This is a genomic window from Streptomyces sp. NPDC020490 (assembly GCF_044335305.1).
Classification (GTDB): Bacteria; Actinomycetota; Actinomycetes; order Streptomycetales; family Streptomycetaceae; genus Streptomyces.
Window position 1 is genome coordinate 497652 of record NZ_JBIRUY010000001.1, and the last position, 22184, is coordinate 519835.

Sequence of the window (22184 nt, forward strand, 5' to 3'; positions counted from 1 at the left end):
GACCCGGCAGCCCGCCCGTCCGACCCGGCAGCCCGCCCGTCCGACCCGGCAGCCCGCCCGCCTGACCCGGCGGCGGCTCAGCGCCAGACGGCGAACGCGTCCAGCAGCCCCTGCGGCGCGTCGTCGCGGAACAGCAGCACGGCGTTGGCGGCCGATTCGGCGGCCGACTTCTCGCTGCGGGGGAACAGCCTCTCCTCGTACGCCGCGAGCGCGGCCTCGGGCTCGCCGGGGGCCGCGGCGAGCGCCAGGCCCAGCTCCGCGCCGTCGAGCATGGCCAGGTTCGCGCCCTCCCCGGCGAACGGGGACATCAGGTGCGCGGCGTCGCCGAGCAGGGTGACGCCGGGGACGCGCTCCCAGCGGTGCCCGACCGGCAGGGCGTGGATCCGCCGCGGGACCAGGGCGCCGTCGGCGTCGCCGACCAGCGCCCGCAGGCTCTCGTGCCAGTCGGCGAAGTGCTCCAGCACGGCTGCCTTGGCGGCCGCGGTGTCGGTGAAGTCGACCGAGTCGAGCCAGTCCTCGGCGACCCGCAGCGCCGCGTACACGTGCAGGCTGCCGTCGGTCTCCCGGTGCGCGAGGAAGCCCTTGCCGGCTCCGAGGGCGAACAGCAGGCCGCCGCCGACGACCTCGGCGCTGACCGGATGGCGTACGTCCGCCTCCCGCAGGTCGGCCTCCACGAAGGACACGCCGGAGTAGACGGGCACCGCGTCGGAGACCAGCGTCCGGATCCGCGACCAGGCCCCGTCGGCGCCCACCAGCAGGTCCGTGGTGAAGGCGGCGCCGTCGGCGAGCGTCACCTCGTGCCGGCCGTCCCCGAGCGGGCGCGCGCCGGTGACCTTCGCGCCCCAGCGCACCGTGCCCTCGGGCAGCGAGCCGAGCAGCAGATCGCGCAGGTCGCCGCGGTCGATCTCGGGGCGCTCGCCGTCCCCGTCGTCCGGCTCGTCCATGCGGACCACCGCGTCCTTGTCGAGGATCCGCATGGCCTCGCCGCCCCGGTGGACGAGTGCGCGGAACTCCTCGTGCAGGCCCGCCGCCCGCAGCGCCTCCTGGCCGGAGTCGTCGTGGATGTCGAGCATGCCGCCCTGGGTGCGCGTGTCGGGGGAGGCCTCCAGGTCGAACACGGCGGCCTCGACACCGCGCAGGTGCAGGACGCGGGCGAGGGTGAGGCCGCCGAGTCCGGCGCCGACGATCGCGATCGGGTGGTGGGCGGTCATGAGTTCTCCGTAAGTTGTCAGGCGGCCCGGGAGGGCCGGGTGTGGCTCATGCGTTCTTGCCTCAGTGGCTTCCGAGGAGTGGCCGCCCGGTCCTCCGGGGCGCCCTGGCTGCTGATTGAGATGTGCGCGCTTCGTGCGGTCGCTGATTACGGAGATGACAGCGGGGTGGGTGTTCTACATGTCCGCGCAGACCAGCATCATCCGCGAGGGCCCGAACCGGGACTTCTCCCTCAAGAAGCGCAGCGAGGGGTGCAAGCACGTCCAGGCAGTCATCGCACTGGCCCGCCGACGAGCCGGGGTGCTGTGGGCGCTGCTGCGTGACAACCGAGCCTTCACCTCCGCCCCGCCGGTCACGCAGGCGGCTTGACTTCGTCATTGAGACTCCTCGGAGTCGGTCGGGTGCTGCGGTGAGACGGGCACGGCGGTCCGCGCGATGCCGGCGATCAGCACCTCGAACCCCCACGCCATGCGGTCCTCGGGGCCGGCGCCGGACAGCAGGTGGCCGGCGAGGGCCGCGATGTGCGGGCGGTCCCGCTCGGACGCGCTGTGCAGTGCGGTGCGCAGGGCGTCCCAGTCCTCCTCGGACGCCTCGTCGGCGTGCTCGGCGGCCGTCGCGGTGGCGAGCTGCAGCAGCAGGTCCACGCCCCACGCGGCCTGCGCGGGCGGCACGCCGCCCTCGTCGAGCAGGGCCAGCAACGTCTCGATCAGGTCCAGGTAGTTCGGCCCGCTGGGCCGGGCGGTGAGCGCGGACCGGGCGAGGCTCGGATGCTCGAGGAGCATCGCGGTGTACGCGGTGAGCACACCCCGCAGCCGCTCCCGCCACGAACCCCCCGCCGGCGCCGGGCCGACCGTCCCGAGGAGTTCGTCCAGGACGGCCGCGTGCAGCTCCGCGGTGTTGCGGACGTAGACGTACAGCGAGGCCGGGCCGGTGTCGAGCTCCTGCGCCAGACGTCGCATGGTCACCTTCTGCAGACCCTCGGCGCGCAGCACGGCGACGGCCGTGGCCACGATGCCCGCCCTGCTCAGTGCGGGCTTGGCCGGGCGCTCACGGCGGCTGCGGGGGGTGTCGGGGCGGTTGGTCATGCGAGCACCGTAACGAACATGTTCGTGAAGAACAAGTTCGTCACGAACATGTTCGTCAGTGCTCGGCACGGCTCCATACGGCTTCGCGCCGCTCCATACGACTTCGCGCCGCTCCATACGGCTTCGATCGTTTCCCGAGGCCGGCCGGTTCCGCGTTCACCCCCTCGGAGTGCCGGGCCGCGCTTCTGCCAAGATGCGGTACGTCATGGTGCAGATACCGAACACGCCCGCGCCCCCGTCACCCACGCCGCGTTCCGTGCCCACGAGCGCCGACGTGGCCCGCCTGGCCGGCGTCTCGCGCGCGACCGTCTCCTACGTCCTGAACAACACCAGCGCCGTGCGCATCAGCGAGCCCACCCGCCGCCGTGTCCGCGAGGCCGCGAAGGAACTGGGGTACGTGCCGCACGCGGCCGCCCGCAGCCTGCGCGCCGGACACAGCCGCATGGTCCTGATGCCCGCCCCGGCCGTCCCGGTCGGCCCGCTGTACGGCCGCTTCCTCAACGAGCTCCAGTGGGAGCTCGGCCGCCTCGACTACACGGTCGTGCAGTACGGCACCGTCGGCCTGCACGGCGACGAGGCCGCCCGCGCCTGGGCGGAACTGCGCCCCGTCGCCGTCCTCGTGCCCGGCGCCGGGATCGGGCCGCAGGGCGTGGCCGTGCTCAAGCGCTCCGGCGCCCGCGCCGTCGTCACCCTCGGGCCGGAGTCCGTCGAGGGCGCCCACGCCCTGCTCATGGACCACGAGGCCGTCGGCCACTGCGCGGCCCGCCACCTGTACGACCGCGGCCGGCGCCGCGTCGGCGTCGTCGTGCCCGAGGAGGAGGGACTGGAGACCTTCTCGCTGCCCCGCCTGAACGGCGTGCGCGGCGCCCTGCACGGCACCGGCGCCGCCGTCACCGAACTGCCCCTCGCCCACACGGAGGAGAGCGCCGCCCGGCTCGCCGCCCGCTGGCGCGGCCTCGGCCTGGACGCGGTGTTCGCGTACAACGACGAGTACGCGATGCTGCTGATGCGCGCCCTGCAGGACGAGGGCGTCCGCGTCCCGGAGGACACGGCCGTCATCGGCGCCGACGACCTGATGCTCGGCCGGCTGCTGCGGCCCCGCCTGAGCACCGTCCACATCGAGCTGCCGTCCGGCCGCGACCTCGCCGAACTGGTCGACCGCGCGGTGCGCGACCCCGGCGCCGCGCCCGAGACGCACAAGGTGCTGGGAGCCGCGGTGGTGCACCGCGACTCCAGTTGAACGCCCGGCCGCGCATCGCGTTGGCGTCGACCGCGTCGTCGCGGAGTCCGGGAGCCCGGAGCCGTGAGCCGGGAGTAGGCCGAGAGTCCGATGCGCCGCCGCCCGTCAGGACCGTCGGCCGTGGACGGTGCACGAAAACGGGGCGCCGTGTCCCTTCTGACACGGTGCCCCGGATGACACGGTGCCCCCGGAACGGGAAGTCCTACTCCCCGTTCTCCCCGGCCTGCGCCTGCTGCGCGGCGACGGCCTTGCGGACCTCGTCCATGTCCAGCCGGCGGGCCTGCCCGATGACGTCCGTCAGGGCGGCCTCCGGCAGGGCGCCGGGCTGTGCGAACACGGCGACCTGGTCACGCACGATCATCAGCGTCGGGATCGACTGGATGCCGAAGGCGGCCGCCAGCTCCGGCTGGGCCTCGGTGTCGACCTTGCCGAACACCAGGTCCGGGTTCTCCTCGGCCGCCTTCTCGTACACCGGGGCGAACTGACGGCACGGCCCGCACCAGGACGCCCAGAAGTCGATCAGGACGAACTCGTTGTCCGTGACCGTCCGGTCGAAGTTCTCCTTGGTGAGCTCCACGGTGCTGCTCATGACGTGAATCCCTGCTTCCTGGGGTCGGGTCGAGGCCGTCCGCACAACACGGCCGGCCGGTCACGTATTCCGCGCCCCTACCCGTGTGGCCACGGGGCACACCACCCACCAGACTGACCCCATGACGGAAACGGAAACCTTCGTGTACGACGTCGTGGTGCTCGGAGCCGGGCCCGTGGGGGAGAACGTCGCCGACCGCACCCGTGCGGCAGGCCTCTCCACCGCGGTCGTGGAGAGCGAACTGGTCGGCGGCGAGTGTTCGTACTGGGCGTGCATGCCCAGCAAGGCGTTGCTGCGCCCGGTCATCGCGCGGGCCGACGCCCGCCGCCTGCCGGGGCTGAGCCAGGCGGTCCAGGGCCCCCTCGACGCGTCCGCGGTGCTCGCCCGCCGGGACGAGTACACCTCCCAGTGGAAGGACGACGGCCAGCTCCAGTGGCTCGACGGCATCGGAGCCGACCTCTACCGCGGCCACGGCCGCCTGACCGGCCCGCGCACCGTGACCGTCGGCGGCAAGGTCCTCACCGCCCGTCAGGCCGTCGCCGTCTGCACCGGCAGCCGGGCCCTCCTGCCCGACCTGCCCGGCCTCGACGAGGTGGCGCCCTGGACCAGCCGGGAGGCCACCAGCGCCAAGGCGGCGCCCGGCCGGCTCGTCGTGGTCGGCGGCGGGGTCGTCGCCACCGAGATGGCCACCGCCTGGCAGGCCCTCGGCTCCCGCGTCACGCTCCTGGTACGCGGCAAGGGCCTGCTGGGCCGCATGGAGCCGTTCGCCGGCGAACTGGTCGCCGACGCCCTCACCGAGGCCGGCGTCGACGTGCGCACCGGCACCTCGGTGCGGGCTGTGTCCCGCCAGGACGGCACGGTCGTGGTCGTCACCGACGGCGGCGAACGCATCGAGGCCGACGAGATCCTCTTCGCCACCGGCCGCGCCCCGCGCACCGACGACATCGGCCTGGACACCGTCGGCCTGGAACCCGGCTCCTGGCTGACCGTCGACGACAGCCTGCGGGTCACCGGCACCGACTGGCTCTACGCCGTCGGCGACGTCAACCACCGCGCCCTGCTCACGCATCAGGGCAAGTACCAGGCCCGCATCGCCGGCGCCGCCATCGCGGCCCGCGCCTCCGGGACGCCGGTCCCGGAGTCCGACCCGTGGGGCGCCCACGCGGCCACCGCCGACCACGCCGCCGTCCCCCAGGTCGTCTTCACCGACCCGGAGGCGGCGGCCGTCGGCCTGTCGCTGGCGGACGCCGAACGGGCCGGCCACCGGGTCCGCGCCGTCGACGTCGAGTTCTCCTCCGTCGCCGGCGCCGGCCTGTACGCCGACGGCTACCGCGGCCGGGCCCGCATGGTCGTCGACCTCGAACGCGAGATCCTGCTCGGCGTCACCTTCGTCGGGCCGGGCGTCGGCGAACTGATCCACTCGGCGACGGTCGCCGTCGTCGGCCAGGTCCCGGTCGGCCGCCTCTGGCACGCGGTGCCGTCCTACCCGACGCTCAGCGAGGTGTGGCTGCGGCTGCTGGAGGCCTACCGCGACAACTGACCCTCGGGCAGGGCCCGTTCCGGCCGGTCCCTCACGGCAGGTCGAAGCCGAGGGACCGGGCCGCCTCGACCGGTGTGGGCTGCGTCCAGCGCCGCGCCATCGCCTGGTTCGACGACAGCGAGCGCAGCTCGGCACGGTCGAGGTAGAGCACACCGTCGAGATGGTCCGTCTCGTGCTGCACGATCCGGGCCGGCCAGCCGGTGAACACCTCGTCCACCGGGCGGCCGGCCTCGTCCTGGCAGCGCAGCCGGACCTCGGCCGCCCGGGCGACCACCGCCTGCCAGCCGGGCACGCTCAGGCAGCCCTCGAAGAACGCGGCACGGGCCGGCCCGACGGGCTCGTAGGACGGGTTGACCAGGACCCGGAACGGCTGCGGCACCCGGCCGCGGGCCAGCCGCACCTCCCGGGGCACGGGCGCCGGGTCCTCGATCACCGCGATCCGCAGGGCCACCCCGACCTGCGGCGCGGCCAGGCCGACGCCCGGCGCGGTGCGCATGGTGACGCGCAGGGCGGCCACGAAGCGGGCCAACAGGGCGGAGTCCAGCTGGCCGTCGAAGGGCTCGGCGGCGCGCCGCAGCACCGGATCGCCCGCCGCGACGATCGGCAGCGGGCCGTCCGTGGCGAGGAGTTCCTCGACCAGTTCGGCAAGGGGCGCTCGGTCACGGGGAGTTGCCATCCGGCAAGCATGCCACGGCGGCCGCGTACGGACGTTCCGCCCTGTGACGCAGGGCACACGCGCCCGCCGGGAACCGGGCGCCGTCCGCGCCCGACGACTGAAACACGACCCCCCGTCTCCTGAATCACCGCGGCCACCGCCGCACTTGCCCTCCTGCCCCTGCCCCCCGCCCCGGAGAGCCCGCCGATGCCCACCGCTTCCCCGACCGCCACCGACGAGGCCCCGCGGCACCCCGCCTCCGCGCCGCCGTCCTCCGACTCCCTCGCGCCGTTACGGCCGCTGATCCTGCGTCTGCACTTCTACGCCGGCGTCGTCGTGGCGCCCTTCCTGCTCGTCGCCGCCGTCACCGGCTTCCTGTACGCCGGCGCCTTCCAGGCCGAAAAGCTCGTGTACTCGCACGAGTTGACCGTCGCCGACGTGGGAGAGACCAAGCTGCCCGTCTCCCGGCAGGTGGCCGCCGCGCGCAAGGCCCACCCCGAGGGCACGGTCTCCGCCGTGCGCCCCTCCCCGGCCGCCGACGCCACCACCAGGGTGCTGCTGTCCGGCGTCGAGGGCGTCGCCGCCGGCCACACCCTCGCCGTGTTCGTCGACCCGTACACCGGGGAGGTGCGCGGCGCGCTGGAACAGTACGGCTCGACCGGCGCGCTGCCGCTGCGGACCTGGATCGACGAACTCCACCGCGACCTGCACCTGGGCGAGACCGGCCGCCTCTACAGCGAGTTCGCGGCGAGCTGGCTGTGGGTGATCGCGGGCGGCGGACTGGTGCTGTGGTTCTCCCGGCGCCGCGCCCTGCGCACGGTGCGCGGCACCACCGGACGGCGCCGCACGCTGGGCCTGCACGGCACGGTCGGCGTCTGGGTGGCGGCCGGTTTCCTCTTCCTCTCCGCGACCGGCCTGACCTGGTCTACGTACGCCGGGGCGAACATCGCCGAGCTGCGCACCTCGCTCGGCCAGGCCACCCCGTCCGTCTCGGCGACGGCCGGCGGCGAGCACGCGGGCCACGGCGCCGCCGCCCCGGCCGGGGGAGCGGAGCGCGGCGCCGGCCTCGACGAGGTGCTCGCGGCGGCCCGGGCGAAGGGGCTGACCGACCCGGTGGAGATCGTGCCGCCTGCCGACGCGGACTCCGCCTACGTTGTCAAGCAGGTGCAGCGCAGCTGGCCCGAGAAGCAGGACTCGGTCGCGGTCGACCCGGTCACCGGCGAGGTCACCGACGTGCTGCGGTTCGCCGACTACCCGCTGCTGGCGAAGCTGACCCGCTGGGGCATCGACCTGCACACCGGCACCCTCTTCGGCCCGGCCAACCAGATCGCCCTGATGCTGCTCGCGCTCGCGCTGGTCCTGCTGATCGTCTGGGGCTACCGCATGTGGTGGCAGCGCGGCCGCGGACCGGCCTTCGGACGGCCGGTCCCGCGCGGCGCCTGGCAGCGGGTGCCGCCGCGGCTCCTCGTCCCGCTGGTGGCGGCCGTGGCCGTGCCCGGCTGGTTCGTACCGCTGCTCGGGCTTCCGTTGATCGCCTTCCTCGCCGTCGACGTGCTGCTCGGCGAGACGGCCCACCGCAGGGCGCGGCGGCGCGGCGCGCCCGCCTGACACGGGCGGGGGCCGGTTCCCCGGGAACCGGCCCCCGCCCCGCCCTGCGCGGTCCGCGGCTCAGACCTCTGCGAAGTCCCCCGCGAGCGCCGCGGCGACGCGCAGGTGCGACGCCGCCTCCTCGTGCCGCCCCTGCCGCTGCAGCGTCCGGCCGAGCATCAGCCGGGCGTAGTGCTCCACCGGGTCGCGCTCGACGATGACGCGCAACTCGGCCTCCGCGCGCCTGAGCTGGGCAGAGTGGTAATAGGCCCGCGCCAGCAGCAGCCGCGGCCCGGTCTGCTCCGGCACCTCCTCGACCAGTGCGGCCAGCACGCGCGCCGCGGCGGCGTAGTCCCTGGCGTCGAAGAACATCCGGGCGCGCTCCCAGCGCTCCGCGGGTGTTCCGTGGCCGTAGTACGTCGTCTCCACTCGAGACCTCCTTCGACGCCGCCGACAACGGCACCCGGTGGTTGAATATTCCACTATCCGGCCCGGCGGCCGCGCCTCGCCGGTCCGGCGCGGATCACCCCCGGTGGGGGACTGACGCGCGCCTCCGTGCGGGGTTAGGTTGGCCGCATGAGCAATCTTGATCGCGAGGCGGTTCCCGCCCCGTGCGGTGGCCGGGGTTTCGTCGTGGCGGAGCCGGTGCGCGAACTCCTCAGCCCTCGCCGTGTCAAGCTCGGTGAGTCCTCCGAGGTCCGCCGCCTGCTGCCCAACCTGGGCCGTCGCATGGTCGGCGCCTGGTGCTTCGTCGATCACTACGGTCCCGACGACATCGCCGACGAACCCGGCATGCAGGTGCCGCCGCACCCGCACATGGGCCTGCAGACCGTCAGCTGGCTGCACGAGGGCGAGGTGCTGCACCGCGACTCGACCGGCAGCCTGCAGACCATCCGCCCGCGCGAGCTGGGGCTGATGACCTCCGGCCGGGCCATCAGTCACTCCGAGGAGAGCCCCAAGGCGCACGCCCGCTTCCTGCACGGCGCGCAGTTGTGGGTCGCCCTGCCGGACGGCCACCGCCACACCGACCCCCACTTCGAACACCACGCGGACCTGCCGGTCGTGACCGCGCCCGGCCTGACGGCCACGCTGATCCTCGGCGACCTCGACGGCGCGACCTCGCCCGGCACGACGTACACCCCGATCGTCGGCGCGGACCTGGCCCTCGCCCGCGGCGCACAGGTGCGCCTCCCGCTGGAGCCCGACTTCGAGTACGCCGTGCTGTCCATGTCCGGCGAGGCGCACGTCGACGGCGTGCCGGTCCTGCCGGGCTCGATGCTCTACCTCGGCTGCGGCCGCACCGAACTCCCGCTGCGCGCCGAGTCGGAGGCCGGCCTGATGCTGCTGGGCGGAGAGCCGTTCGAGGAGGAGCTGATCATGTTCTGGAACTGGATCGGACGGTCCCAGGAGGAGATCGCACAGGCCCGCCGGGACTGGATGGAAGGCTCGAGATTCGGTGTGGTCAAGGGCTACGACGGCGACCCGCTGCCGGCCCCGCAACTGCCGGCGACGCCGCTCAAGCCGCGCGGAAGGGTGCGCTGACCCGGGTGCTGTCCGGCCTCTAGTAGCGGAGTGCCACCGCGATCTCGGCCCGGAGCTGACCGGAGAGTTTCCGGTTGCTGCGTGCGGTGCCCTCGGCGGACTTGCCGGCCGCCACGTCGTCGATGGTCAGCACGACCGTGTCGAGCAGGTTGCCGCCGGAGTCTCGGAAGTTGACCTGTACGGCGAAGGACTTGGTGGCGTCGGCGGTGTTGTGCGCGGTCACGGTCGCCGTCGCGCGCCCCTCGCTGTCGGTGGTGGCGCGGCCGATCTTGACGTCGTCCCGCGCGTCGACACCGTTCTTGACCTCGTTCAGTTGCCGCTTCGCCTCCGCGGTGGCCGAGGAGAGCACGCCGGACGCCTCGGAAGCGAGGGAGGAGGCGGCCGAGACCGCGCCGCTCGGCGTGGACGAGGATGTCCCGGAGTCGTCCGAGCAGGCCGCCGTCGTCGCCAGCGTCAGCGCCGCCAGAGCCGCTCCCGCCGCGTTGCGTGCCCAGCGCCGCCCTGCCATGCCGCCTCCAGAGAGTCCGCGAAAACCGGAAGTACGCTCAGTCAAAGGCGTCTGCCGCCCACCCGCACGCCGGGCAGGGAGCACGGGCCCGGCGTTCACCCGAACAGGCCAGGCGTGACCTCCGCCCTGCCGTCAGGGCCGCGCGCCGGACGCTTTCCGGGCGCGGTCGCCGGACACGGCGCCGGGGGCGGGTGAGGACCCGCCCCCGGCGCCGTGTCGCCTGTCGCCGCGCGGCGCGCGGTCGAAGGGATCAGGCGAGGTCTTCCTTCCGTGCCACGCACAGGGCCCAGATGATGAACCCGGACATCGCGATCATGATGACCGACCACACCGGGTAGTACGGCAGGGACAGGAAGTTGGAGATGATGACCAGCCCGGCGATGGCCACGCCGGCCACCCTCGCCCAGGTCGCCGCCTGGTACAGCCCGATGCTGACGATCACGGCGACCGCTCCCAGGACCAGATGGATCCAGCCCCAGCCGGTGAGGTCGAACTCGAAGACGTAGTTGCGGGTGGCGAGGAAGACCTCGTCCTGGGCGATCGCCATGATGCCGCGGAAGACATCGAGTACGCCCAGGATCGTGAGCATCACGGCCGCGAACACCATCAGGCCCGCGGCCCACGCGTATTTCGTGCTGTGCGCCTGCGGCGCATGAGTGGCGGTCATCGTACTGCCTCGTTTCCTTGACTGTGCTCGGTGACGGGACGCAGCGGTGCCGGAAGGCGTCAGGAGCTGTGCCCGGTCAGTACGAGATCCTTGGCCCGGCGGAACTCCTCGTCGGAGATGTCACCGCGAGCCCGTATCTCGGAGAGCTTGGCGAGTTCGTCGGCCTTGCTCGGCTGGCCGCCGGCCGCGGTCTCACGGACGTAGGCGTTGAAGGCCTCCTGCTGCTTCTGGACGTGCTCGATCTCCCGGCGGCCCATGGTCTTCCCGCGGGCGATGACGTACACCAGCACGCCGAGGAACGGCAGCACGATGGCGAACACCAGCCAGCCGGCCTTGCCCCAGCCGCCGAGGGTGTCGTCGCGGAAGATGTCGACGATGATCCGGAAGAGCAGGACGAACCACATGATCCACAGGAAGAACCACAGGAGGGTCCAGAACGCGCTCAGCAGCGGATAGTCGTAGGCGAGATACGTCGTTGTGCCCATTTCTCTGCTCCGTCCCGGGCTCGGTTGCCCCGTATGCCCCAAGCCGTTCCCTTTTCACCTTCAGCGTGCGCACGCCAGCCCGGGGGGACCTCACCCGGGACGGGTGAGCGTGCTGCCGGGACGTGCCGGCTCACGGCCCGGCCCGGCCCGGTCCACCGGCCGGCGACGGCGCGCCCGGAGCCGTCTCCGCCATGGCGGCGAGCACGGCCAGGACGGTCATGGCCACCAGGACCAGGCAGAGGACCAGGACCACGGCCCCGACGGTGGGGTGGTTCCACAGGACCAGCGCCAGGACTCCGGCCGCGATGACCGCGCCGGTGGTCCACGCCCGGTGGGCCTCCAGCCACCGCCCGGCCGGGCCGGTCCGCAATCCGGTGCGTCGCAGCGCACGGCCGACGGCGGTGGTGCCGCGCCCCGCCAGGGTGCGCACACCACGGGCCGCGCGCCCCGGACCGTACAGGTAGGCGGCCACCGCCGTGATCACGGCGACGACCAGCAGCGTGCGGGTGCTGTCGCGCAGGAAGCGGACGAAGGTGTCGTAGATCGTCGCCGCCGCGTCGGGGGGAAGCGCCGTAGGCGGTACGGCGTCCAGGTAGACGCGGCGGAAGACGGCCAGCGCGACGAGCAGCAGGACCATCATGACGCCGACACCCGTCGCGGTCACCAGCAGCATCAGCCGGTGGCCGGGGGCGGTCCAGACGGCGAGGGCGGCGAGCACGACGGTGACCACGGGCAGCCAGGAGCCGACGACGTCCAGCAGCCGCATGGCGTCCTGCGCCTCGGACAGTTTGTCGGTCCGGAAGAGGGCGATCTGCCGGTCGGGCGCGGGGATGGCGGTGGCCTTCTCGAAGCCCGCGTCGACGAGCCGCTGTTTGACCTGGTCGACCACCGTGCCGAGGTCGAGCGTGACCGTGTCGCCCTGGGCGCGGAGGGCTCCCTCGCCTTCGCCGGTGAGCATGTTCACCACCGCCGCGTGGGCGCGCCGGTTGGCGCCCTCCCACGCCTGCTGGAAGGCGTCGCTGGTGACGACGCGGCTGACGGTGCGGTGCACGACGTCGGTGACGGCGGCGCGCAGCGGCCCGGCCAGGGCCTTCGAACGGTCCACCACGGCCGGCGGGGCCCCGGCGTCGGCCAGCGCGTTGCTCAGCGACGCGGTCACCGCCTCCACGTCCACATTGGCGACCACACGTTCGGTCAGCCGGTCGGTGACCGCCTTCTGCACGGCCGGATCGGACGCCAGTGGTGCGACGGTCTGCACATACCGGTCGGTGTCGGTGACCTCGTCGTGCAGCCAGGCCGCGACGACCGCCACGGGGGCCAGTAACAGGGCCAGCAGGAGCAGGACCGAGGCTCCGGCCCGGCGCGCCACGCGGTGGCGTGCGCCGGCGGCACGGCGGAGCCGTTCGTATTCGGCGTGTTCGTCGCCGGTCATGACGTACCGGCCGCCTTCGTCCCCGCCGGGGCCCGGGGATGCGGAAGAGTTCGTCGTCCCCATGGAGTCTCCTCGGTCGCTGGTGGCCGGAACCGCCGGGGTCCGCAGGGGAGTCCGGCCCGCCGGGCCAAGGACCACACCGGACCAGCGTCCCGCGCCCCGTTCCGGGGCGGGTCACCCCCTGCGGGTGAACGGCGTCCGGGGCCGGCGCCGGCCGGCTCCGCGCGCGCGGTCCGACGGGTGCGCCTAGGCTGAGACCGGATCGCCTGGCAGTGGGGACCCGCGTCAGTCGGGTGGCGGTTCGCCCTCCCCGACAGCACCGAGAGGCGGTTCACCATGGCCACTGCATCCGACGCCCCCGTTCTCGACACGCTCGCCGCCATGACCATCGACTCCATGGAGCGCTGCAACATGGACGAGCGGTCGGTCGTCCTCGCCCGCATCGCCGCCCTGGTCGCCATGGACGCGCCGGCCATCTCGTACCTGGCCCACGTCGACCCCGCGTACAAGGCGGATTTCACGGTGGAGCAGCTGCAGGACCTGCTCGTCGCGATCGCGCCTGTGGTGGGGACCGCGCGCGTCATGTCGGCCGCGGGCCACATCGCCCGGGCGTACGGTGTCGCGATCGGGCTGGCCGAGGGCGAGGCCGAGACCATCGCACGAGCCGAGGCCCAGAGCCGGAGCGGTTCCTGATCCGACACGCGGCGGGGCCGTCGCCCGGGGCGTGACCGTCCCGACGGCCGAGCACCGCGCCGGTGCCACGAGCAGACCTCGTGGCACCGGCGTTCCGCCGTGCGGGCCCGCTCCGCACCCGCGGTCACTCCGGCAGCCGCCGCAGTTCCACCACATGCAGCCCCAGCGACTGGAAACGGGCCAGCAGACCGTACAGGTGCGCCTCGTCCACGAGCGGACCGAACAGCACCGTCTGGCCGGAGATCACCACGTGCTCCAGCTCGGGAAAAGCGCTGGTCAACGTCTCCGACATATGCCCGTCGACGCGGATCTCGTACTGCATGGGCTGCTCTCCCGCGGGCGACTTTCCGCCAGGCCAACCGCCTACGTCCCGATGGTCCGCCGCGGGGGCGCTCCGCGGCCTCACCCTGCGGAGGTGAGCCGAACGCCCGGGCCGCCGGCGTCCCGGCCGGGGACGGTCACAGCAGCCGCAGCTCGCGCGCCCGCCGTACGGCGTCGCCGCGCCGGTTCACCGACAGCTTCCGGTAGACGCTCTTGAGGTGCGTCTTGACCGTGTTCACCGAGACGTACAGGTCGGCGGCGATCTCCTCGGCCGACATCGTCTGAGCGAGCCGCTGGAGGACATCGCGCTCACGTGCGCTCAGCTGCTCCACCAGCACCGGAGCGGCTCCGGTCTCCGCCGGGAGCGACCGGTCGCTCCCGGCGGCTGCCGGCAGGAGCCAGCCCGCGGCCAGGGACTGCAGCGGAGGACCGGCGAGGAACGGCCTGGCCCAGGCTCCGGCCTCCACGAAGGGACGCCGCAGCTTCTCACGCCGGGCTTCCGTGAGCGCCCGGGCCACAAGCCGGCGGGCGGTGGCGACGTCGCCCGCCGCGTTCGCGGCCTGAGCCCGCACCAGCGTGGCGCGGACGAGCACCGCCGGTCCGCTGCTCCCGCGGGCGGTGACGTCGTCGAGAAGGCGGAGGGCCGCGCGCCGGTCGCCCGCGGCGAGGCGGGCCCGCGCCGCGCCCACGGCGCACGTCGGCTGCTCGGCGGCCACCTGTTCCAGTGTCTCGGCGGCCGCCTGCGGTCGTCCTTCGGCCAGTTGGACGGACGAGGCGATCAGCGCGGCCTGGCTCCTCGCCCAGGGCGAGTCCACGTCGGCGGGCACGGCCGCGTCCGTGGCGGCCAGCGCGGCGCGCGCCCGGCCCCGGGCGAGCAGCAGGCGGGCCGTCGCGATGGACCGGCCCGCGGCCGTGACGGGGTCCGGCGTCGCCGCGTCGGACGCCTGCCCGAGGAGGGCCTCGGCCTGGCCCAGATCGTTCCGGTCGACGGCCACCGCGGCCAGCACGAGCTGTCCGAGGCCGCAGCCGGACGGCTGGGGCAGGCCGAACCGCTCCGTCTCGGTCATCGCCGTGAAGACCTTGCGTTCCGCCCTGCTAGGCCACCCGTCGAGGTAGTCCATGAGCGCGAGGTGCTCCAGCGACTCCTTGCGCGCGAGTGCCGTGGCGGCGCCGCCCGGACTGCGGGCCGCGGTGGTGAGGGCGGCCCGTGCCTCGGCGAAACGTCCGGCCCACAGCCGCGTGGAGCCCAGGTGGGTCAGCAGCAGAGCGGGAAGTTCCGGGTGTCTGTCCAGCAGATCGGCGGGGACCTCCCGCTGCAGCTCCCGGGCCGCGTCGGCGGCCTGCTCGGCCCGGTCCGGAGCACCGGCCAGCCGCGCCGCCAGCGCCTCCAGCAGGGCGCAGCTCAGCCGGGCCGGCGCGGGCTCGGACGCCCCGGCGGGCAGCTGCCGCTCGGCATGCCGGAGGTGGACCAGACCCCGGTCGAGGTCGCACCGGGACAGGTCACGGGCCGCGCGGACCAGGTCCGTCGCGAGGCTCGTCGTCCCGGGCTCCAGCCCGGCGAACAGCGCGGCCAGGTCCTCGGAGCGCAGGCCGGTGAACAACTGCCCGATCGCCAGATCGTCGACCAGGGCACGGGAGGTGAACTCCCAGTCCCCGGCGGCGGCGCCGTGGGACAGCATCTCCGGAAGCGAACCGGACCGCCGCAGCCAGTGCGCGGCCCGCCGGTGCAGCTCCGGCTCCAGTCCCGGCGAGCGCTCCCGGAGATGGGCCCCGAGGATCTCCCGAAACAGCGGATGCAGCCGGTACCACCCGTGCCCGAGGTCCTCGACGAACGCGTTCTCGCGGTGCAGTCCGGCGAGAATCGGCTCGGCGTCGTCCCGCCCGGTCAGGGCGTTCGCCAGATCGGCGCGGAAGCGGTCCAGGACACTGACGCGCAGCAGGAGGTCCTGGGTCTGGGCCGGCTGCCGCTTGAGCACCTCGGCCAGCAGGAAGTCGGCGACCGTGCTGTGGCCGGCCTCGAACTCCTTGAGATAGGCCTCCGGGTCCGGGCTCCGCTGCGCGGCCAGGGCACACAGCCGCACACCGGCCGCCCACCCCCGCGTGCGCTCCACCAGATCGCGTGCCGCCCGCACGGACAGACGCAGACCGTGCAGCTCCAGCAACGCGGCCGCCTCCTCGGGCGTGAAGGCCAGCTCGGCGTCCCGGATCTCGGTCATCTCACCGGCCGCCCGGTAGCGGTGCAGCGGCAGCAGCGGCTCGGTCCGGGTGACGAGGACCAGACGCAGCCCCGGCCCGGCATGGCGCAGGACGAACTCCAGCTGCTGCGAGATCTCCGGCGCGGTCACCCGGTCGAACTCGTCGAGCACCACGGTCACCGGCCGGTCCCGGGCGCCGAGTTCCGCGGCCAGCCGGGTCAGCAGCGTGTGGTTCACCTGACCCGCGTCGGCGGGAAAGCCGATCTCACCGGGCACCGGCACACCGGCCGTGCGCAGCGCCTGGAGCAGATGCGCCCAGAACATCCCGGGGCTCTGGACGGCCGGGTCGAGGGTCAGCCAGGCGACCGGCTGCCCGAGGCCCGAGGCCCAGTCCGCGACCGACAGCGTCTTGCCGGCTCCGGCGGAACCGTTGACCATCGTCAGCGGTGTCAGCAGTGCTTGCCCGAGGTGCCTGACCAGCCGCTCCCGTCGCAGGAACGTCGCGGGCCGCGCGGGCAGGGCGAACCGTGTCCGCAGAAACGGATCTCCCAGTGGATCGACGCACGGGGCGGCGGATTCGTGCAGGGTTCCGTCGCTTGCTGTCACGACGCTCACCACCGTCTCGCCGGGTCGCGGGCGGGCCCTCCCCTCAAGGATCTCAATTTCCCCTGGGGCCGCTCGTCACACAGGGTCCATGGGCCCCTGCCGGGTACCCGGAGGTCCCCGGCCGGGCGCGTCCGCGGCGGCCCCGGCCCCGCCGGGCGGGCCCGGGTGGGCTCAGGGGACCGACGGTGCCGTCCCGGCGCTCGCGGTGATCCGCGCACGCTGTCCGTGCCGGCAGCGGACCAGGCGGTCGCTCAGACCGGCGGCGTCGATCTCGGCGAGGAACGCCTCCAGCGGGGAGCGCATCACCGGGTGGGCGCCGTAGTGGACCGGCAGGATCGCCCGGGGGGCCAGGCGCCGGGCCAGTTCCGCTCCCCGCGCGCCGTCCATGGTCACCACGAAGCCGCCGGGCAGGCGGGTACCCCCGAGGTGCAGCACGGCCGGGTCCGCGGCGGGAAAGCGCCGGGCGATCTCGTCGAGACCGTCGTACACCAGGGTGTCGCCCGAGACGTACAGCCGGGTCCTGGCCGGGCCCCGCACCGGACCGGACTCCAGCATGCTGCCCATCACCGGCGGCAGCGGCCCGCGCGGCAGGGGGTGCCCGGCGTGCCGGCCCGGCAGCGCCGTCACCCGGACCTGTACGTCGCCGTGCCGGAGCGTGAACCCCTGCCAGGTGCGCAGCCCCGCGGTGCGGGGAAAACGGTGCACGACCCTGAGACGGCGTGCCGCGTGCGGGGTGGTCGGCACCGGCACGGAGCGGTCCAGGTGCCTGCGCCCGCGGCGGTCCCAGCGGTCGCCGTGCAGATGCGACAGGACGATCCCGTCGAGGCGGGGCAGGTCGCCGACGTCGACGGCCGGTTCCGTCGGACGGTGGCTGACCAGGCCGTGACCGAGGTAGGCGCACTGCCCGCGGTGCAGGAAGTCGGGGTCGGTGAGCAGGGTGAGCCCGCCGTACCGCATCAGGACGGTCGCGTTGCCGATGAAGTGCAGATCGAGCGCGTCGTCCCCGGGGTCGTCGGGGAAGCGGGGCGTGACCGGCATGGCGTACCCGCGACGCCCGTGATCACTACGGGCGGGGATGGGCGAGGCGGAACTTGGACTTTTGGTCCAATCGCTGGACGTGTAGTCTGAAGATGCGTCAGGGCGGTGGAGGAACCGGCCGGAGCATCGACGGACGGGGGAGCGCTCATGGCGGCCGGCGAGGCACTCGAAGCGGAGCGTGACGCGATCCTCGCCGCGCTGCGCCCGGTCGTCGCCGGGCTGGCGGCGACGTTCGGGCCGGTGTGCGAGGCGGTCCTGCACGACTACCGGCGGCCGGAGCGGTCGGTCGTCGCGCTGGCCGGCGAGGTGACCGGACGCCGGGTGGGCGGCGCGATGAGCGAGATCGGGCTGCGCATGATCGCACGCGGCGACGACGCGCGGGACGAACTGAACTACGTCACCCGCACCCGGACCGGAGCACTGGTCAAGTCGTCCACGATCCTGCTGCGCGACTCCACCCGGGCCGTCTTCGGCGCCCTGTGCCTCAACGTCGACATCACCGCCGTGCGGCAGGCCCACGCACTGCTCGGCGCGCTGGCCGGTGCGGGCGGCGGCGCGCCGGACACACCGGTCACCACCTTCGCGGGCGACATCGACTCCGTCGTGGACGCCGTCCTCGACGCCCACCGCCCCGTCGGCGGCGGCGCCTGGGCGGGCCTCGACCGCGCCGGGCGCCTCGACCTCTTCCACAGCCTCGACGAGCACGGCGTCTTCGCCGTGCGCCACTCGGTCGAACAGGTCGCCACCCGCCTCGGCATCTCCCGCGCGTCCGCCTACAGCTACCTCTCCCAGGCGCGCGCCGCCCACGCCCCGACCACCGATGGAGGACACGCGTGACGACCACCACCCCGCCGGTCACCTTCGACGACGTCCGCGAAGCCGCCGCCCGGCTCAGCGGCGTCGCCCACCGCACCCCCGTGCTGCGCTCGCGCACCCTAGACGCGCTCGTCGGCGCCGAGGTCCACCTCAAGTGCGAGAACTTCCAGCGGGTGGGCGCCTTCAAGTTCCGCGGTGCCTACAACGCCGCCTCCCGGCTCACCCCCGAGCAACTGGCCCGGGGCATCGCCGCGTACTCCTCGGGCAACCACGCCCAGGCCGTCGCCCTGGCCGCCCGCGAACTCGGCACCACCGCCGTCATCGTCATGCCCGAGGACGCGCCGCGCTCGAAGCGGGACGCCACCGAGGGCTACGGCGCGGAGATCGTGACCTACGACCGGTACACCGAGGACCGCGCCGCCGTCGCCGAGGCGCTGGCCGCCGAGCGGGGCCTCGCCCTCGTCCCGCCCTACGACCACCCGCACGTGATGGCGGGACAGGGCACGGCGGCGCTGGAACTCCTCGACGAATCAGGGGAGTTGGACGAGCTGATCGTGCCCGTGGGCGGCGGGGGACTGATCGCCGGGAGTGCCACGGCGGCCAAGGGCAGATATCCCGGCATCCGTGTCGTCGGCGTCGAACCGGAGGCCGGGGACGACACCAGGCGGTCCCTGGAGGCGGGCCGGCGCGTCCGTATCCCGGTGCCCCGCACGATCGCCGACGGGCAGGCCCTCGACACCCCCGGCGAGCTGACGTTCTCGGTGAACCGGCGCCTCGTCGACGCCGTCGTCCTGGTGTCCGACGACGAGATCCGGGACGCGATGCGGTTCGCGTTCGAACGACTGAAGATCGTCCTCGAACCCAGCGGCGCCACCCCGCTGGCCGCCCTGCTGACCGGTCGCACCAACCCCCTGCCGCGCCGGGTCGGGCTGATCCTCTCCGGCGGCAACATCGCCGCGGACCGCTTCGCCCAGCTGTGCGGCGGCGGCAGCGCCTGAGACCGGACGGCTCCCCTCCATGGCACCGTGTGTCACGGCACCGCGCGGGTCCCCCGAATGGCGGTGCCGGGTTGCGCGGTCGACGATGGTGTGGTTCCAGGCTCGCAACGGAGGGAGCCGTCATGTTCGAGATCAAGACTGTCGACAACCCGGACGAGCGGCGCGATTTCCCACGTGGACACCTCGAAGCGGTCCATCTCACCGGACTCGACTTCGCCGTGGGCACGTTCGAACCGGGCTGGCGCTGGTCCGAGTCCGTGGCGCCCATCGCCGGGACGGAGAGCTGCACGGTCCACCACAACGGGTACGTCGTCCAGGGGCGGATGCGCCTGCGCATGGACGACGGCGCCGAGGGCGAGGTCGGACCGGGCGACGTGTTCGTCCTCCCGCCCGGCCACGACGCCTGGGTGGTCGGCGACGAACCGGTCGTCCTGTACGACTTCGCCGGCACCATGGCGAAGGAATACGCGAAGGCGCAGGCGCGGGACTGAGACCCGCCGCAGCGCGGCTCAGTGCGTCCGGGCTCCAAGCCGCCCGGCGGCACGGCTCCGTGAGTCCTTGCTCCAAGCCGCGCGGCGGCACGAAGGCCGGCGTCCGGCGCGCCGGGCCAGACCGGCAGCAGCGGATCAGACCGGCAGCAGGCGGGCGACGATCGTGCCGAGTTGCCGGGCGTTGCGGCACTCGTGCATCTCCACCAGCCCCGCGTATTCGGGCGCGGCGGAGTCGCCCGTGCCCCACTGGGCGCGCGGCTCGGGGTTCAGCCAGTAGAGGCGGCGGGCCCGTCCGGCGATCTGCCGGACGGCCGCCAGGTTCGGGTCGCTCATGTTCGTCCGGGCGTCGCCGAGCACGAACACCGTAGTGCGCGGGCCGACCGCGTCGCCGTACCGCTGCGCGAACTCGCCCAGTGCGACGCCGTAGTCGCTGCTGCCGTGCCAGCCGGTGAGCGTCGCCTCCGAGCAGATGCGGGCACCGAGCCCCTCCGGATCGGCCGTGCCGCGCACCAGCAGCCCGGTCACCTCGTCGATCCGGTTGACGAAGGCGAACACCCGCACCTTGCTGAACTGCTCGTGCAGCGCCTGCACCAGCAGCATCGTGAAGTCCGAGAAGCCGGACACCGACCCCGAGACGTCGCACAGCAGCACCAGTTCGGGCCGCGCGGGACGGCGCCTGCGCAGCACCGGCTTCATCGGCACCCCGCCGGTCGACAGCGATCCGCGCAGGGTGCGCCGCAGGTCGATGCTGCCCCGGGAGGCCCGGCGCCGGCGGGCCGCCAGCCGGGTGGCGAGCTTGCGGGCCAGCGGCTGCACCGTCCTGCGCAGCTCGGCCAGCTGGAGCCGGCCCGCGTAGAGGAAGTCGACCCGGTCGGGGGTCGTCGCCACCGCGCGCCGGGCGATCTCGTCCCGGTCCCGCCGCTCCGCGACCCGGCGCCGCGCCTCCGCCGCCACCATGGCGCGGAACGTCTCGATGCGCCACCGGATCTCGTCCTCCAGCAACCGGTCGGTGAAGCCGGACCCGGAGCCCTGCGCGCGGACCCCGTCCCGGACGCGCGCCAGCAGCGTCTGCGGGCGCAGCCGGTCCAGCGTCTGGTGCGCCGACCAGCCGTCCGACGCCGACGAGGAGCCGTATGCGCCGAAACCCTCCACCGCCTCCGCCGCCAGCCGCTCCATCAGCGCCCGGTCGTCCGCGGCGAGCGCGGCCGCCAGCCGGTCGCGCAGGTCGTCCCGGTCGGCCGGCTCGTCCAGCGGTCCGCCGACACCGCGCGGGAAATACAGGTCGAAGACCGGGTCGAACACCTTCCGGCCGGCCGGGTCGTGCAGCAGCGTCGCCGCCAGCCCCTCCCGCAGCAGCTCACGGTCGTCCAGCCCCAGCGCCGCGACCGCCCGGGCCGCGTCCACCGTCTCGCCGGTGCCGACGCGCATGCCGTGCGCGCGCAGCGCGTCGACCAGGGAGGTCAGCCGCTCGGCGACGCCTGGGGCGGTCACCCGGCGTCCAGGTCGAGCTTGGCGGCCGCCTTGAGCACGTCGTCCTGGTGCTTGAGCAGCACGCCCAGGGTGGCCTGTACGACGCTCTCGTCGAGCGTGCCGGCGCCGAGCGCGAGCAGGGTGCGCGCCCAGTCCACGGTCTCCGCGACCGACGGGACCTTGCGCAGGTCCATGGCGCGCAGCGCCCCGACCACCCGGACGACGGACGCGGCCAGCGCCTCGTCCAGCTCCGGCACCTTCAGCCGTACGATCCGGCGCTCCAGCTCCGGGTCGGGGAACCCGATGTGCAGGAAGAGGCAGCGGCGGCGCAGCGCCTCGGACAGTTCGCGGCTCGCGTTGGAGGTGAGGACGACGAAGGGGCGGCGGGCCGCGGTGATCGTGCCCAGCTCGGGGACGGTGACCTGGAAGTCGCTGAGGACCTCCAGGAGCAGCCCCTCGATCTCGACGTCCGCCTTGTCCGTCTCGTCGATCAGCAGCACCTTGGGGTCGTCACCGCGGATGGCGGTCAGCAGGGGGCGGGTGAGCAGGAACTCCTCGCTGAAGATGTCCGTGCGCGCCTCGTCCCACGTCTCGTCGCGGCCGGCGCTGATGCGCAGCAGCTGCTTGGCGTGGTTCCACTCGTACAGGGCCCGGGACTCGTCGACGCCCTCGTAGCACTGCAGGCGGACCAGGCGTGCCCCGGCGACCTGGGCGACGGCCTTGGCGAGTGCCGTCTTGCCGACCCCGGCGGGGCCTTCGACGAGCAGCGGCTTGCCGAGCCGGTCGGCCAGGAAGACGGTCGTGGCGACCGCGGGCGAGGCGAGGTAGCCGGTCTCGGCAAGACGTGCGGAGACGTCGTCGACGGATGTGAACAACGGGGCCTCCCGGTCGGTGCTGGTGTCGCGGGGACTATCTAAGCGCTTGTTCATAGCGCGTGTCACCAGGGAATGCCGGATGGAACGCCTGCGGCGGGCCGGTGCCCGGGCGCGACGGTACGCGCCGTCTGCCCTGCCGACG

Annotated in this window: 22 protein-coding genes and 1 pseudogene; 9 read left to right on the plus strand and 14 right to left on the minus strand. The window is 73.9% G+C overall.

What is annotated here, in order from left to right:
• Positions 1 to 77: 77 nt before the first annotated feature.
• Positions 78 to 1211: an FAD-dependent oxidoreductase gene (locus ACH4ZX_RS02235; RefSeq protein ID WP_398266091.1), complete on the minus strand. Its 1134-nt coding sequence runs from the start codon at positions 1209 to 1211 to the stop codon at positions 78 to 80.
• A gap of 169 nt (positions 1212 to 1380) precedes the next feature.
• Between ACH4ZX_RS02235 and ACH4ZX_RS02240 the strand changes: the two are divergent.
• A pseudogene (locus ACH4ZX_RS02240) lies at positions 1381 to 1578 on the plus strand (IS110 family transposase); the annotation flags it as partial.
• A 5-nt stretch (positions 1579 to 1583) separates the two neighbouring features.
• Here the strand turns inward: ACH4ZX_RS02240 and ACH4ZX_RS02245 are convergent.
• On the minus strand, positions 1584 to 2294 hold the full coding sequence (locus ACH4ZX_RS02245) for a TetR/AcrR family transcriptional regulator (protein WP_398266093.1): 711 nt from the start codon (positions 2292 to 2294) through the stop codon (positions 1584 to 1586).
• Positions 2295 to 2487: 193 nt separating this feature from the next.
• On the opposite strand from ACH4ZX_RS02245, the gene ACH4ZX_RS02250 reads away from it, so the two are divergent.
• A complete protein-coding gene (locus ACH4ZX_RS02250) occupies positions 2488 to 3534 on the plus strand; it encodes a LacI family DNA-binding transcriptional regulator (RefSeq protein ID WP_398266096.1) in 1047 nt (348 codons plus the stop codon).
• 202 nt (positions 3535 to 3736) lie between these two features.
• Here the strand turns inward: ACH4ZX_RS02250 and trxA are convergent, their stop codons facing one another.
• Entirely contained in the window at positions 3737 to 4123 is a 387-nt protein-coding gene (gene trxA, locus ACH4ZX_RS02255; protein WP_398266099.1) for a thioredoxin, read from the minus strand.
• Positions 4124 to 4244: 121 nt separating this feature from the next.
• Between trxA and ACH4ZX_RS02260 the strand changes: the two genes are divergently transcribed.
• On the plus strand, positions 4245 to 5663 hold the full coding sequence (locus ACH4ZX_RS02260) for a dihydrolipoyl dehydrogenase family protein (protein WP_398266102.1): 1419 nt from the start codon (positions 4245 to 4247) through the stop codon (positions 5661 to 5663).
• 31 nt (positions 5664 to 5694) lie between these two features.
• Here ACH4ZX_RS02260 and ACH4ZX_RS02265 read toward each other — a convergent pair whose 3' ends face one another.
• Complete coding sequence (locus ACH4ZX_RS02265; protein ID WP_398266105.1) at positions 5695 to 6339, minus strand: peptide deformylase; 645 nt, start codon at positions 6337 to 6339, stop codon at positions 5695 to 5697.
• A 186-nt stretch (positions 6340 to 6525) separates the two neighbouring features.
• On the opposite strand from ACH4ZX_RS02265, the gene ACH4ZX_RS02270 reads away from it, so the two are divergent.
• The gene (locus ACH4ZX_RS02270) at positions 6526 to 7926 is read left to right on the plus strand and encodes a PepSY-associated TM helix domain-containing protein (RefSeq protein WP_398266108.1); all 1401 of its coding nucleotides are present in this window, start codon (positions 6526 to 6528) and stop codon (positions 7924 to 7926) included.
• Positions 7927 to 7986: 60 nt separating this feature from the next.
• On the opposite strand, the gene ACH4ZX_RS02275 is transcribed toward ACH4ZX_RS02270, so the two are convergent.
• Positions 7987 to 8334: a tetratricopeptide repeat protein gene (locus ACH4ZX_RS02275; RefSeq protein WP_398266111.1), complete on the minus strand. Its 348-nt coding sequence runs from the start codon at positions 8332 to 8334 to the stop codon at positions 7987 to 7989.
• Between the two features lie 147 nt (positions 8335 to 8481).
• On the opposite strand from ACH4ZX_RS02275, the gene ACH4ZX_RS02280 reads away from it, so the two are divergent.
• Positions 8482 to 9447 (plus strand): pirin family protein, encoded by a 966-nt coding sequence (locus tag ACH4ZX_RS02280; protein ID WP_360758397.1) that lies wholly within the window; start codon positions 8482 to 8484, stop codon positions 9445 to 9447.
• A gap of 19 nt (positions 9448 to 9466) precedes the next feature.
• Here ACH4ZX_RS02280 and ACH4ZX_RS02285 read toward each other — a convergent pair whose 3' ends face one another.
• From ACH4ZX_RS02285 to ACH4ZX_RS02300, 4 genes are all read right to left on the minus strand, one after another.
• Positions 9467 to 9955: a hypothetical protein gene (locus ACH4ZX_RS02285; RefSeq protein ID WP_398266114.1), complete on the minus strand. Its 489-nt coding sequence runs from the start codon at positions 9953 to 9955 to the stop codon at positions 9467 to 9469.
• Between the two features lie 250 nt (positions 9956 to 10205).
• A complete protein-coding gene (locus tag ACH4ZX_RS02290) occupies positions 10206 to 10622 on the minus strand; it encodes a hypothetical protein (protein ID WP_398266117.1) in 417 nt (138 codons plus the stop codon).
• 59 nt (positions 10623 to 10681) lie between these two features.
• Positions 10682 to 11107, minus strand: coding sequence for an SHOCT domain-containing protein (locus tag ACH4ZX_RS02295; protein ID WP_324788123.1), 426 nt, complete (start codon positions 11105 to 11107; stop codon positions 10682 to 10684).
• Positions 11108 to 11237: 130 nt separating this feature from the next.
• Positions 11238 to 12602 carry a hypothetical protein gene (locus ACH4ZX_RS02300; RefSeq protein WP_398266120.1) on the minus strand — a complete coding sequence of 455 codons (1365 nt, stop codon included), beginning with the start codon at positions 12600 to 12602 and terminating at the stop codon, positions 11238 to 11240.
• A 273-nt stretch (positions 12603 to 12875) separates the two neighbouring features.
• Here ACH4ZX_RS02300 and ACH4ZX_RS02305 point away from each other — a divergent pair, with 273 nt between their 5' ends.
• Positions 12876 to 13232, plus strand: a complete 357-nt coding sequence (locus ACH4ZX_RS02305; protein WP_398266123.1) for a carboxymuconolactone decarboxylase — start codon at positions 12876 to 12878, stop codon at positions 13230 to 13232.
• Positions 13233 to 13356: 124 nt separating this feature from the next.
• Here the strand turns inward: ACH4ZX_RS02305 and ACH4ZX_RS02310 are convergent, their stop codons facing one another.
• The 3 genes from ACH4ZX_RS02310 to ACH4ZX_RS02320 form a co-directional block, all read right to left on the minus strand.
• On the minus strand, positions 13357 to 13554 hold the full coding sequence (locus ACH4ZX_RS02310) for a hypothetical protein (RefSeq protein WP_324788126.1): 198 nt from the start codon (positions 13552 to 13554) through the stop codon (positions 13357 to 13359).
• Positions 13555 to 13690: 136 nt separating this feature from the next.
• The gene (locus ACH4ZX_RS02315) at positions 13691 to 16354 is read right to left on the minus strand and encodes a LuxR C-terminal-related transcriptional regulator (protein WP_398266126.1); all 2664 of its coding nucleotides are present in this window, start codon (positions 16352 to 16354) and stop codon (positions 13691 to 13693) included.
• Between the two features lie 171 nt (positions 16355 to 16525).
• Positions 16526 to 17392 (minus strand): MBL fold metallo-hydrolase, encoded by an 867-nt coding sequence (locus ACH4ZX_RS02320; protein WP_398266129.1) that lies wholly within the window; start codon positions 17390 to 17392, stop codon positions 16526 to 16528.
• A 147-nt stretch (positions 17393 to 17539) separates the two neighbouring features.
• Here ACH4ZX_RS02320 and ACH4ZX_RS02325 point away from each other — a divergent pair, with 147 nt between their 5' ends.
• The 3 genes from ACH4ZX_RS02325 to ACH4ZX_RS02335 all read left to right on the plus strand — a co-directional run bounded on the left by ACH4ZX_RS02325 (position 17540) and on the right by ACH4ZX_RS02335 (position 19697).
• Positions 17540 to 18229 carry a transcriptional regulator gene (locus ACH4ZX_RS02325; RefSeq protein WP_398266132.1) on the plus strand — a complete coding sequence of 230 codons (690 nt, stop codon included), beginning with the start codon at positions 17540 to 17542 and terminating at the stop codon, positions 18227 to 18229.
• Positions 18226 to 19206, plus strand: a complete 981-nt coding sequence (locus ACH4ZX_RS02330; protein ID WP_398266135.1) for a threo-3-hydroxy-L-aspartate ammonia-lyase — start codon at positions 18226 to 18228, stop codon at positions 19204 to 19206. The genes ACH4ZX_RS02325 and ACH4ZX_RS02330 overlap by 4 nt, the downstream gene beginning before the upstream one ends.
• A gap of 122 nt (positions 19207 to 19328) precedes the next feature.
• Positions 19329 to 19697, plus strand: coding sequence for a cupin domain-containing protein (locus tag ACH4ZX_RS02335; RefSeq protein WP_398266138.1), 369 nt, complete (start codon positions 19329 to 19331; stop codon positions 19695 to 19697).
• Between the two features lie 135 nt (positions 19698 to 19832).
• Here the strand turns inward: ACH4ZX_RS02335 and ACH4ZX_RS02340 are convergent, their stop codons facing one another.
• Together ACH4ZX_RS02340 and ACH4ZX_RS02345 are read right to left on the minus strand one after the other, a co-directional pair.
• Positions 19833 to 21125 (minus strand): VWA domain-containing protein, encoded by a 1293-nt coding sequence (locus ACH4ZX_RS02340; protein WP_398266673.1) that lies wholly within the window; start codon positions 21123 to 21125, stop codon positions 19833 to 19835.
• Positions 21126 to 21184: 59 nt separating this feature from the next.
• Positions 21185 to 22042 (minus strand): AAA family ATPase, encoded by an 858-nt coding sequence (locus tag ACH4ZX_RS02345; RefSeq protein WP_398266676.1) that lies wholly within the window; start codon positions 22040 to 22042, stop codon positions 21185 to 21187.
• Between the last annotated feature and the right edge of the window lie 142 nt (positions 22043 to 22184).